General features: G+C 63.9%; 10 protein-coding genes. 6 read left to right on the top strand and 4 right to left on the bottom strand.

The window, feature by feature from the left end; genetic code table 11:
• Positions 1 to 4: 4 nt before the first annotated feature.
• Complete coding sequence (locus tag VE092_RS12430; protein WP_182991970.1) at positions 5 to 241, bottom strand: hypothetical protein; 237 nt, start codon at positions 239 to 241, stop codon at positions 5 to 7.
• 289 nt (positions 242 to 530) lie between these two features.
• On the opposite strand from VE092_RS12430, the gene VE092_RS12435 reads away from it, so the two are divergent.
• Positions 531 to 3,320, top strand: a complete 2,790-nt coding sequence (locus VE092_RS12435; RefSeq protein ID WP_324877175.1) for a bifunctional diguanylate cyclase/phosphodiesterase — start codon at positions 531 to 533, stop codon at positions 3,318 to 3,320.
• On the opposite strand, the gene VE092_RS12440 is transcribed toward VE092_RS12435, so the two are convergent.
• On the bottom strand, positions 3,284 to 4,804 hold the full coding sequence (locus VE092_RS12440; protein WP_324877177.1) for a PLP-dependent aminotransferase family protein: 1,521 nt from the start codon (positions 4,802 to 4,804) through the stop codon (positions 3,284 to 3,286). The genes VE092_RS12435 and VE092_RS12440 overlap by 37 nt on opposite strands.
• 321 nt (positions 4,805 to 5,125) lie before the next feature.
• On the opposite strand from VE092_RS12440, the gene VE092_RS12445 reads away from it, so the two are divergent.
• The 4 genes from VE092_RS12445 to VE092_RS12460 all read left to right on the top strand — a co-directional run bounded on the left by VE092_RS12445 (position 5,126) and on the right by VE092_RS12460 (position 9,159).
• Positions 5,126 to 6,202: a sensor histidine kinase gene (locus VE092_RS12445; protein ID WP_324877179.1), complete on the top strand. Its 1,077-nt coding sequence runs from the start codon at positions 5,126 to 5,128 to the stop codon at positions 6,200 to 6,202.
• Positions 6,199 to 6,864, top strand: coding sequence for a response regulator transcription factor (locus VE092_RS12450; protein ID WP_102662483.1), 666 nt, complete (start codon positions 6,199 to 6,201; stop codon positions 6,862 to 6,864). The genes VE092_RS12445 and VE092_RS12450 overlap by 4 nt, the downstream gene beginning before the upstream one ends.
• Before the next feature lie 197 nt (positions 6,865 to 7,061).
• On the top strand, positions 7,062 to 7,430 hold the full coding sequence (locus VE092_RS12455; protein WP_006462217.1) for a response regulator transcription factor: 369 nt from the start codon (positions 7,062 to 7,064) through the stop codon (positions 7,428 to 7,430).
• 25 nt (positions 7,431 to 7,455) lie between these two features.
• A complete protein-coding gene (locus VE092_RS12460; RefSeq protein WP_324877183.1) occupies positions 7,456 to 9,159 on the top strand; it encodes a putative bifunctional diguanylate cyclase/phosphodiesterase in 1,704 nt (567 codons plus the stop codon).
• Positions 9,160 to 9,215: 56 nt separating this feature from the next.
• Here VE092_RS12460 and VE092_RS12465 read toward each other — a convergent pair whose 3' ends face one another.
• Positions 9,216 to 10,775: an ABC transporter substrate-binding protein gene (locus VE092_RS12465; protein ID WP_414653484.1), complete on the bottom strand. Its 1,560-nt coding sequence runs from the start codon at positions 10,773 to 10,775 to the stop codon at positions 9,216 to 9,218.
• A gap of 171 nt (positions 10,776 to 10,946) precedes the next feature.
• Positions 10,947 to 11,645, bottom strand: a complete 699-nt coding sequence (locus tag VE092_RS12470) for an HAD-IA family hydrolase (protein ID WP_324877273.1) — start codon at positions 11,643 to 11,645, stop codon at positions 10,947 to 10,949.
• A 352-nt stretch (positions 11,646 to 11,997) separates the two neighbouring features.
• Between VE092_RS12470 and VE092_RS12475 the strand changes: the two genes are divergently transcribed.
• Positions 11,998 to 12,519: a sigma-70 family RNA polymerase sigma factor gene (locus VE092_RS12475; protein ID WP_324877187.1), complete on the top strand. Its 522-nt coding sequence runs from the start codon at positions 11,998 to 12,000 to the stop codon at positions 12,517 to 12,519.
• Positions 12,520 to 12,529: the final 10 nt, after the last annotated feature.

The following is a 12,529-nucleotide window of genomic DNA, read 5'->3' on the forward strand; positions in this document are numbered from 1 at the left end:
GGCCCTAGAGCCGACCGTTGCCAATGCGCTGCGCCGCGAACGCCCGTGCTGCTTCAATGGCCTGTTCGCGGCTGTGGGCCGGCAGATTGGTCTCCACCCGCTGCCGCTGGACTACGCAGATACTGCGGCGCGAACTGGAACGGCCGCGGTAGATGGTGACGAAAGGCATCCACCCGGTATTGGCCAGGTTGGCAAACGCCTCCAGCACGATCTCGTATTGCCCCATCACTTCGATATCCATTCTTCCTCCGTGGTCGGTTTCCCTTCATCTGGCGCGGGCCTGGAACAGCCGGGATGGACGCAGGATAGAAAGCCTGCGGCCTGCGCGCCACACCATGGCGTGCTGTGCTGTAGCGCGCAGGGCCGCATCTGTACTGCTTTTGCGGCTGTTATGGTGGTTTTTCCGCGACTGCGAACTGTGTTCCCCCTGGCTGACGGGCTGTGTATGTACCGCGCCCGTGGTGCCGACCCTAGACTGCGTTCCAATCGACCCAATGGCGCCCGCAATGGCGTGAGGAAGGAAGCGCATCATGAGAACCAACAGGCAGGGAGGCGATGGCTACAGTCGCACCATGATCGAATGGTGTGCCTATGCGGCCGCACTGGGTTTTTCGGCCTTGCTGATCGCCAACTTCGTGTGGTCCGAGCGGCGTCTGATCCATGCCGACGAGACCACCCGCATGCAGACCCAGGCCCGCATCATCGAAGAAAATCTTGCCCATCAGTTCCAGGGCGTGCGCAATGCGCTGGAGAGTGCCCGCAATGCCCAGGCCGACGGTGCCAGCTGTCATGCGGATTGCCAGAGCCTGCTGCTGCAATCGCTCAAGCGCGCCATGCCGGGTGTGCGCGCCATCGTGGTGCTCAATGGCAGCGGCCATATCGTGCGCTCGGCCGACGACATCGCCGATCGCCGTCTGGACGACCGCGATTTCCTCTCGCAGATCCCGCGCATGTCGTCGGGGCAGGTGATGTATGTCTCGCAGCCCTTCGAAAATACGCCGGGTGTGTTCAACATCAAGCTGTCGCTGCCCATCACCACGACCGATGGCCGCGTCGAGGGCGCGGTCAGCGCCATCCTCAATCCCGAATACTTCGACGCCGTGATGCGATCGGCGCTCTACGCCGACGACATGAGCATTGCCATCACCGGCGAAGACGGGCGGCGCCTGCTGTTCGTGCCGGCCAATGCGGCGCAGATGCGTCAGGCCGGGCAGGGCCGCGCGGGACCGGACGATTTCCTGCGCCAGCATCTGCGCAGTGGCGAGATCACCAGCGTGCAGACCGGCAAGGACGCCCAGGGCCAGGCGCGCATGATGGTGCAGCGGACCATCACCAGCCGCGAGCTGGGGCTGGACAAGACCCTGGTCATCAGCCTCTCGCGTAGCGTCGATCATATCAATGCCGGCTGGCATGAGCCGGCACATTCATTCCTGCTCATGTGGCTGCTGTTCGCCCTGGCGGCGGCGCTGGTGCTGGCGTTGCTGCAGGGACGGCGGCGTGCGGTGCAGGTGCTCACCCACCAGCGCGAGCTGCAGCATGCGGAGATGAACGAACGCATGGAACTGGCCTTGTCCGGGGCCAATCTGGGGCTGTGGGACTGGCATATCCAGGCAGATACGCGCAGCGTCGACGGGCGTGCCAATGCCATGCTCGGCTATCCGCCCGAGCGCCAGTTCGACGCCCCGGGCGAATGGCGCACACTGGTCAACCCGGAGCACATGGCGGCCCTGGATCACGCGTTGCGCCTGCATCTGGCCGATAGTCGCCATTGCTTCGAGGCCGAATACCAGATGCGCCACAAGGAAGGGCACTGGGTCTGGATACAGTGTCGCGGCAAGCTGGTCGAGCGCGATACGCACGGCCGTCCGCTGCGCATGGTGGGCACGCGCATGGACATCAGCGCACGCAAGGCAGCCGAGGAGGAGATTGCGCGCCTGGCCTATTACGATGGCCTGACCGATCTGCCCAACCGGCGCCTGCTGCTGGATCGCCTGTCACAGGCGGTGGCGCGCTATGCCCGCGCCGGGCAGTATGGCGCGGTGATCTTCGTCGACCTGGACAACTTCAAGGGGCTCAACGACACCATGGGCCACGATACCGGCGATCGCCTGCTGGAACTGGTGGCCATGCGCCTGCAGCAGGTCACGCGCGAAATCGATACCGTGGCCCGGCTGGGTGGGGATGAATTCGTCATCCTGCTGGAAAATCTGGGCAGTCAGATCGAGGAAGCGGAGAACAATGCCGAATGCGTCTGCCGCAAGATCCTCACCGCGCTCAATGCCGGTTACGAACTGCAGGGCAGTGAGGTGCGCAGTACGCCCAGCCTGGGGGTGGTGCTGTTCGGGGCCGGCCGGCATACCGTCAATGACCTGCTGCGCCAGGCCGACATGGCGATGTACGAGGCCAAGGCCGCCGGGCGCAATACCTATCGCTTCTTCTGTCCCTCCATGCAGGAAGTGCTGGACCAGATGGCGATGCTGGAAAACGATCTGCGTCACGCCCTGGTACGGCGCGAACTGCGCCTGCATTACCAGCCCATCGTGCGTGCCGACGGCAGCCTCGCCGGTGTAGAGGCGCTGATGCGCTGGCAGCATCCGCAACGCGGGATGGTGTATCCGGCGGCCTTCATCGGCCAGGCGGAAAAGGCCGGCCTGATCGTGGAGTTCGGACAATGGGCGCTGACCACTGCCTGCGAGCAGCTGGCCGCCTGGGCTGGCGATGCGCAGACGGCCCACCTGACCATCGCCGTCAATGTCAGCGCGCGCCAGTTCCGCCAGCCTGACTTCGCGCAATGTGTGCTGGATATCCTGGAGCGCACCGGTGCCAATCCGCGCCGGCTCAAGCTGGAGTTGACCGAAAGCATGCTGCTCACCGACGTCGATACGCTCATCACGCGCATGGCCATGCTCAAGGAGACCGGTCTTGGCTTCTCGCTGGATGATTTCGGTACGGGCTACTCGTCGCTGAGCTATCTCAAGAAACTGCCGCTGGACCAGTTGAAGATCGATCGATCCTTCGTGCAGGACATGCTGCAGACGCCACATGCCTGGTCCATCGTGCAGACCATCGTCAACCTGGCGCAAGGCCTGGGGCTGGAGGTGGTCGCGGAAGGGGTGGAGACCAGCGAGCAGTGGGCGGCCTTGCGTCGTCTGGGGTGTGCCGGTTTTCAGGGCTATCTGTTCGGCAAGCCCATGCCGCTGGAGGAGTTGCGGATGGGCGTGGCGCTGGCCGCACCGGGCCATTCGGAGGGCGGAGAACCGGGTACCGGCGCGCCGCGCAGCATTCATCTGGTGCTGATCAGTCCGGTGGCGGGCGGCTGAAACGCCCTCGGGCTCAGTCCCGCTTGCATCTCCTGCTCGGCACGGCCCGCGCTGGCGACCATGTCGTGACAGAGTTCACCCAGGGTGCGCACGGCCGCTTCGACGTCGCGTTCCCACGGGAAGCTGTAGTTCAGGCGGATGCAGTGATGGAAGGCCGGATCGCTGCTGAACATGTCACCCGGCGCCACGCTGATGCCGGCCTCCTGGGCGCGCGCGTGCAGTTCAATGGCCCGCACCGAGCGCGGCAGGCTGACCCACAGCAGATAGCCCCCCTGGGGCTGCGAGCAGTGGGTGCCGGCGGGGAAGAACCGCAACACCGCCGAACGCATGATGCGTTCGCGCTGCATCAGCAATTTGCGCAGCCGCCGCAGATGGAAATCATAGCCCTCGTTCTGCAGGTATTCCGCCACCGCCCGCTGGGGATGGGTGGGCATGCTCACGGTGTTGAGGAACTTGAGCTGTTCCACCGCCTGTCGATAGCGACCCGGCATGGTCCAGCCGATGTGATGCTCCGGGGTGAGGCTCTTGGAGAAGGAGCTGCAATACAACACCAGACCCTGCTCGTCGTAGCTCTTGGCCGGGCGTGGGCGCTGGTCGCTGTAGTGCAGTTCGCCATAGACGTCGTTTTCCACCAGCGGCAACTGGTAGGACGCCATCAGTCGCACCAGCGCCTGCTTGCGCGAATCGGGCATTAGGTAGCCCAGAGGATTCTGGAAGTTGCTCATCACCACCGCGCCGGCCAGCTCGCCATTGGCCAGGGCACGATCCAGCGAAGGCAGGTCGATGCCCTGGCCGGGATCGGTCGGGATGGGCAGGGCGCGCATGCCCGCACGTTCGATGGCATGCAGCAGGGCGTAGTAGGTCGGGGACTCCACGGCGATGGCCGCACCCGGCCGGGCGATAGCCAGCAGGCAGAGCTGCAGGGCTTCGGTGGCGCCCTGGGTGATGATGATTTCGCCGGCCTGGACCGGCAGCCCGGTCTCCAGATGGCGACGCGCGATCTGGCGGATCAGGTCGAGGTTGCCGGGTGGCAAGGTGCCGATCAGTTCGCGCTGTTGACGGCGCTTGTAGAAGCCCTGTGCCAGCTGCGTGATGCGCGCCGACGGGAACAACGCCGGGTCGGGGTAGGGCGAACCCAGCGGGATGCGGGCATTGCAGTTGATGGAGCGCAGGTTGTGCAGCACCAGTGCTGCCGGCGTGGCATCCGCAGGTGGCACTGGCAGGCAAGCGGGGCGCGCCGGTATCGGCACGGGGCCGGGCGGGCAGGCCGCTGCCTGGCGCAGGCGTACGAAATAGCCCGACTGCGGCCGGCTCTCGATCAGTCCCTGACTCTCCAGCAGCAGGAAAGCCCGGATCACCGTGGAAATGCTCAGGTGGTATTGCTGGCTGGCGCGACGGACGGAAGGAATCTTCTCGCCCGGCAGCATCACGCCTTCCTGGATCTGGCGCCGGATGGTGTCGGCGAGGGTTTCGTAGAGCTTCATGGGTTTTCCCGTAGCAAAGCAATCGGATGGACGCATCCTAGGACCGGGCTGTCAGGACGCCAATCATACGAAGGTATGGACGCTTGCCGGTTTCACCCACGCTTCCCCATGCCATGAGAGCCGCCCCGCTCCAGGCCTGCGCCAGCGGCCGGTTTTCATCCGATGGGCACCCTATACTTTGGTGTAATACATGTGCTTTGTCCGCCTTGCAGGTTATATACTCGCGTCCGGAAGGAAGGATCGCCATCCGCGGTCCTGACCATCATTCAGGGACCACAACCGGTCCACATAAAAACAGGCAAGCCTGCAGGGGGGAGCAGTATGTACCGATTCAATCGTTCGCCGGCAGTACCGGCCGCGGCCGCGGCACTGACGGTAGCGATCTTTGCCGTGGATGCACTTACCGAGCTGGACGTGGCCATTGCCGTGCTCTACGTCGGCGTGGTGCTGATGTCGGTCTGGATCTGGCCACGGCGCGGCGTGATCGCCGTGATGCTGTTCTGCATGGGTCTGACACTGCTCGCTTATCTGATCTCCCATGGTTTCTTCAAGGACGAGGCGGCCCTGACCCGTTGCCTGGTCAGTCTGGCCGCCATCGCCATTACCGGATTTCTGGCCGTCAAGGGGCAGGATGCGACCATTGCCCTGCTGCAACGGGAAGAAGCCCTGAACCAGGCCCGCAGCCAGCTGGCCCACGCCAGTCGGGTGAGCACACTGGGTGAACTCACCGCCACCATCGCCCACGAAGTCAATCAGCCGCTGGCGGCCATCGTCACCCACGGCCAGGCCGGCCTGCGCTGGCTCAACCGCGAGGAACCGGTACTTGAGGAAGTGCGACGCGCGGTCGATGCCATGCAGCAGAACGCCAAGCGGGCCAGCGAAGTGATCCAGCGCATCCGCAGCATGGCGCGGCCCTCGGCGCCGACCTTCGTGCCGCTGGATGTGAGCCAGATCAGCGCGGAAAGCTGCGACATGCTGGGCCGCGAATTGCAGCGCCTGCATGTGAAGTTGAGGCTGGACCTGCCGACGGGATTGCCGGCCGTGCTGGCCGACAAGGTGCAATTGCAGCAGGTGCTGATCAATCTGGTCATGAACGCAGCCCAGGCCATGCACGAGGCGCGGACCATTGCGCCGGTGATCGAAGTGCGTTGCGGCCTCACGCCGGAAGGCATGCTCTTTATCGAAGTGGCCGACAACGGTCCCGGATTCAGCGAAGAGCAGCTCAAGAAGTTGTTCGCCGCCTTCTTTACCACCAAGAAAGAGGGCATGGGTATGGGGCTGGCGATCTGCCGCTCCATCCTCGAATCGTTAGGCGGCAGCATCGTCGCCGCCCATCGCAAGCCACAAGGAGCCTTGATGACTGTCCAGTTACCCTCGATCCAGGGGGATGAACAATGAGCCCGGTGGCACGCATGGCCGCCGCCGAGGCCGCACCTGCGGTGCCGGTGGTATATATCGTCGACGACGACCCGGCCCTGCGCGAGGCACTGGACAGCCTGCTGCGCTCGGTGGGCCTGCAGGTGTTCGGTTATGCCAGTGCCATCGAATTCCAGCAGCGCCCGATCCAGAGCAGTCCATCCTGCCTGCTGCTGGATGTCAGGCTGCAGGGCGTGAGCGGGCTGGATGTGCAGGCCGAACTGGTGCGCAGCGGCGTGGACATGCCGGTGATCCTGATGACTGGCCATGGCGACATCCCCATGAGCGTGCGGGCCATGAAGGCCGGTGCCATCGATTTCCTGACCAAACCTTTCCGCGAGCAGGACTTGCTGGACGCCGTGGCCACCGCCCACGAGAAGGACCGGCTGCAGCTGGAGCAGCGCCTGGCGCGTACCGGCCTGCAGGCACGCTATGCCAGCCTGACGCCACGCGAGGCCGAAGTCATGTGGCTGGCCGTCAGCGGGCTCCTGAACAAGCAGATCGCCGGAGAGCTTGGCACCAGCGAGGTGACGGTGAAGATCCATCGCGGCCACGCCATGAAGAAGATGCAGGCACGTTCCTTCGCCGACCTGGTGCGCATGGGTCAGGCCCTGGAGCAGCAAGGGCTCAAGCCGCGCGCCTGAGGCCTGGCGCAATGCCACGCCAGGGCGCCGGCCGGCCAGGCCGAATGGCGTGTCGGTGCCCGTCTTACCCCCGCTCATACCAATGTATGATTCCCGCCCCGGCCCGGGCTTGATAACCTGCAATCAAGAATTCGTCTCATCCATGCGGATGCAGAAGACAGGCCGGCGCTTTGAGCCGGCATCGCCAAGGGAATGCAGTGAACCAGCCAAGCAAGATTGCCGTAATCGATGATGACGCCTCCATGCGCGAGGCCCTCTCGGCGCTGATGCGCTCAATGGGATGGACGGTGCAATGTCACGCCAGCGCCGACGACTTTGTCGCCGAACAGGCCTATGAAGCCATGGATTGCATCGTCACCGATGTCCAGATGCCCGGCATGAGCGGCGTGGAATTGCTGGAATGGCTGCGCGGCCGCCAACTTGCCATGCCGGTGGTGGTGATCACGTCGTATCCCACCGTGGCGGTAGCGGCGCGCGTGGTGGCGGCCGGCCGCTCGGCCTTCCTCGGCAAGCCCTTCGATGGCGACGAGATGCTGCAGACGGTGGAAACTCTACTCAAGCAATGACCCGGGGGGGAAGATGGAAAATCTGATGCAGCAGACCCAAGCCATGCCACGCCGCTGGAAAGACAGCCTGCGCAGTCTGGTGACCGCAATCGCACCGGCAGCCCAGGAGATCAGCCTGCGGCAACGCCTGGCGCGTCATTCACGCTGGCCCATCTACCTCCTGCTTACCCTGGTCGTGGCGTGCGGCGCCAGCCTGTCCATGGTCATGCAGAACACCGTGGAAAACATCCGCCATGCCGCCGATCCCCTGGTGCACTGGACCCTCAATGGCATGGGCATGCATGACGTGACCGAACTGCTGCGCGAAGGCGGCATGGTGGACCTGAACCTGAATCGCATCGCCCGTCTGGTGCACTGGTTCAATCTGCTGGCACTGGCCACGGCGCTGTTCATGATGTATCACATCCGCGCCCGCTTCCGCTCCGAATACGCGCTGGCACACCAGGCCGCGCACGATCCGCTGACCGGTCTGGCGCACCGCCGCTCGCTGGAACACCGTGTGCTGCACCTGCGTGGCCGCAGCCATACCCTGGTGCTCGGCAGCGTCGATCGCTTCGAACGCGTCATCGGCGCCTACGGCCATGAATTCGCCGACGCCATGATCACCGATATCGCATCCCGTCTGCGCAGCATTGCCGGGGCCTATCATGGCGAGGTCTTCCGCCTGGATGGCGCCAATTTCGTGATCCTGTATCGACACCATGCGGACTCCGAGGATTTCTCACGGGCGCTGGTGGCCCTGCAGGCCGGCATGCAGCGGCCTTTCAGCTGCCGCGCCCACGAAGTCTATTCCAACCTGAGCCTGGGAGCGGCCGAGTATCCGCGTCATGGCGGCGACGCCGTGCAACTGCTGCGCAATGCCGACGCCGCGCTGCAATCGGCCCGTGCACAGGGTGGCAACATGCTGGTGGCCTATTCGGAAGCGCTCAACGCCGAAGCGGTGGCCCGGGTCGAACTGGAGGCCCAACTGGTACACGCCCTGGAACGCAACGAGCTGGAACTGCACCTGCAGCCCCAGCAATCGCTGCAGGACGGCAGCCTGGTCGGATTCGAGGCGCTGGTGCGCTGGCGTCGCCATGGCCAGCTGGTACCGCCGGGCGACTTCATTCCGGTGGCCGAGGAATCCGGCCTGGTCATCGCCATCGGGGAATGGGTGCTGGAACGTGCCTGTGCCCAGATCCACGCGCTGCGCAACCTGAGCGGACGCGACATGGTGGTCGCCGTGAACATCTCGGCGCGCCACTTCGGCCACCCCGATTTCCTGGCGCGTATGCAGGCGCTGCTGGCGCGCACCGGCATCAATCCCGCCTGCCTGGAACTGGAAATCACCGAAGGCGCCGTCATGGAGCATACCGAGGCCGCCGTGCAACTCTTGCACGAATTGCGCGCACTGGGACTGAAGCTGTCGATCGACGATTTCGGCACCGGCTATTCCAGCCTGGCCTACCTGAAACGCTTCCCCATCGACAAGCTCAAGGTCGACCGCTCCTTTGTCAGCCAGCTACGCCCCAATTCGCAAGACGCTGCCATCGTGCAGGCGGTCATCGGCCTGGGCCATACGCTGGACATCAAGGTCATTGCCGAGGGCGTGGAAACGGTGCAGCAGCGCGAATGGCTCAAGCGCCTGGGTTGCGATGAAATCCAGGGCTACTTCTACAGCCGCCCATTGGCGGAGCCGCAGCTGCTGGGTTTCGTGATAGGCCAGATGCGCGAAGAAGCGGCGGCCTGAAGCTCACAGGGCGCGCCCCTTGCAGGCGACGCGTCCTGGGCCACCGCGAGTCGTGCTCAGGCGTCCAGCCAGACATGCTCCGCAAAGGAATATCCCATCATGCCCCCCAGCGGGATGGGCGAGAGGCCTTTGAGCTTGCTGCTGTAGCCGTCCAGGCTGGCCAGGAACATCGGGATGCCAATCCCGGCTTGTTCATGGATGAGGGTCTGCATGTCGCCATACATCTGCTTGCGCTTGCCTAGATCAATCTCTGCCCGGGCCGCGGTCAGCAACTGGTCGAACTGCTCGCTCTTGAACCGTGATTCGTTCCACGCCGCCTGGGACTGGAAGAATTGCGTCAGCAACACATCGGCACTTGGACGTGGGTTGACGTTGCCGAATCCGACCGGGTTGTTGAGCCACTGGTTGGACCAGTAACCCTCCGGCGGCAGGCGCTTGAGTTCCAGTTCCAGCCCGATGCGCTGCGCGGTTTGCTGCATCACCGTGGCGATATCGACCGAATACATTGCTGCCACCGAACAGGCGATCGGCACCTTGCCGCTCACGCCGGATTTCTGCAGATGGTACTTTGCCTTGTCCAGGTCCATCTGGCGTTGTGGAAGACCAGCGAGGAAAAACCGGTTGGTGGGGTCGATGGGCTGGTCGTTACCCAGCACGGCATGACCACGGGCGATGTTCTTGCGCATCAGTTCGCGGTCCATCAGATACTTCATGGCCAGCACGAAATCCGGATTGCTGCCGGGACCCACATCCTTGCGCAGGATGAGGTCGGTGTAGGCACCCGACTGCGTTTCCAGTACCGCAAAGCCGGGACTGCCCTTGACCCGTTCGATGGAGCGCGGATTGAGGTTCGCTACCAGATCCATCCCGCCCGAGAGCAGTGCATTGACGCGCGCACTTTCATCGCCGATGCCGACGTACTCAATCTCGTCCAGATAGGGCTTGCCGGGAATCCAGTAATTGTCGTTGCGGACCATCACCGAACGGATGCCCGGGCTGAATTCCTTGAGCTTGTAAGGGCCGGTGCCGATGCCGGCGCTGAAATCCGTGGTGCCGGCCTTGACGATATGGAAGTGGAAGGTCCCCACGATCACCGGCAGATCGGCATTGGGCGCCACCAGGGTAACGGTCACTTCATTGGGGCCGGTCTCCTTGACGCTGTCGATCTGGTCGGCCAGGGTCTTGGCCTTGGAGGCGGTGGCCGGGTCCTTGTGACGCATCAGCGAGAACACGACGTCGGCTGGCGCCAGCGGCTTGCCGTCGTGGAAGGTGACACCCCGACGCAGCTTGAATACCCATACCTTGGCATCCTTGCTGCTGAAGGATTCGGCCAGCGCCGGTTGTGGCGTGAGCGTGGCATCCAGTACGGTCAGGCCGTTGTAGAGCATGGTGCCGCGCGAATAATCGGTCTTGTTGGACTGCTTGGCCGGGTCCAGCGTATCGCTGACCGAGGCGGTATCGCCGCCAACCCGCAGCCGGCCGCCACGCCGTGGCGTCTGGGCATAGGCAGTGACGGCGCTACTGGCCAGGCCGCCCGCCAATGTCGCCTGCATGCCGCCTGCCAGCAGCATCTTGAGGATCTCGCGTCGGCTGGCGCCGCGTTTCATGCATTCCATCAGGCCGGCAGTGTCGCTGGCGCTGAGGAGAAGGTCGTTGTTGTTCTTGCTGTTGTCGTCCATGGTGCAACTCCCTGGTGGTTGAAGCGTGAGGACATCGGTCGGCCGCGCGTAGCGGCTGGCCTGTTCCCGGATGAACTGCTGCCCTCTGGCTGGGCCAGAGGGCGCGGCTTAATGGCCGGCGTCGACGGCATCGGCCAGTTCGGCCAAGGTATGGAAGTGGTAATCGGGAACGGTGTGCTGGGAGGCTATCGTGCCGCCCGGGCCTGATTTGTCGTGACGACGCTCGATCCAGCAGGTGGTGATGCCCAGACGCTTGGAAACGCCGATATCGTGGTACTGGCTCTGCGCCACATGCAGGTTGTCGGCCGTGCGATAGCCCCATTGGCCTTCGAAGCGGCCACGCGCATAGGCGAAATATTGCGGATCAGGCTTCTCGCACAAGGCATCGTCGCAGCTCAATAGCAGATTGAAGGGCTCCCCCAGGGTGCGGGAGAAATGTTGGAGCGCCCAGCTCTGTGCATTGGTCATGGTGACCAGCTTGAAGTGCTTGCGCAGGCGTTGCAGGGCCTGTACCGAATCGGGGAAGGCAGGCCAGCGCGCGACCGAATCGCGCAGGCCGCGAGCCAGCTCGGCGCTGTCTGGCAGGCCCAGACCGGGCGCGATGACATGCCAGCAGCGCTCCAGGTCGTCCGGATACCAACCGGTATTGCCATCACTGCGCGCGGCGCGGTAGGCCGTCAGAAAATCTTCGTCAGAGATCTTGCTGTCGGGAACCGCCTCGCGCAGGTAGGCCAGCATGCCTCCCTCGAAATCGATAAGCGTGCCGACGACATCAAACGTGAGTACCTTGAAGTGCTGCAAGGACATGTCCTGCTCCAGAAAGTAGGTGGCGATGGGAGGGGGAGAGATGACTGCAGATGAAAACAGGTGCGACAGCTTGAGCATACGGAGCAATGGCCGAGCTTTCTTCCGAAGTGGGGTGAGCAAACCGCACAGAATTTTTTTCTGCACGGTCGCAACGGCATGTTGTGACAGTCCGACTGCTGCCGATTTGTCAAAACCCGCGTGATGCGCGGTCGTGATGGAGAGGGAGATCGATGATGTACGTGCAGCGCACGGCGCAGGCAGCGCATGTAGCGGGCCTGGCGCGCGTTGTAAAACTTCATATACCAGATTAAAATGAGAATTATTATTATCTAAGTCAATTCTTGTCACCGCCATGTCCGTCCCGCCCCTCGCCGATGCCGAGCGCTTCCAGATGCTTTATCGCGAGCATCATCGCTGGCTGCAGCAATGGTTGCGGGGCAGGGTGGGCAGCAGTTTCGACGCCGCCGACCTGGCACAGGACACCTTCCTGCGCGTGCTCGGCAAGCCACGTGCGCTGGATGATGTGCGGGAACCGCGTGCCTGGCTCAGCCGCATCGCGCACGGGCTGGTGGTGGACAAGGTGCGCCGCGACGAGGTCGAGCGTGCCTGCCTGCAGGCCATCGCCAGTCTGCCCGAGCCGGAGGTGGTCTCACCGGAAGCGCGGATGCTGCTCATCGAACTGCTGGCGGCCATCGACGCCATGCTGGAAGGCCTGGGCGCCCGGGCACGCGAGGCCTTCCTGCTGTCGCGCCTGGAACAGATGAGCTATCCCGAGATTGCCGCCCGCATGGGGGTGTCGCTGAGCAGCGTGGAGAAATACATGGCCGCCGCCATCCGCCATTGCTATCTGATGCGGCGGTCGCTCCAGGGCTAGCCGCCTGCAT

The sequence above is a fragment of the Herbaspirillum sp. genome, assembly GCF_035644555.1.
Taxonomy (GTDB): domain Bacteria; phylum Pseudomonadota; class Gammaproteobacteria; order Burkholderiales; family Burkholderiaceae_D; genus Herbaspirillum.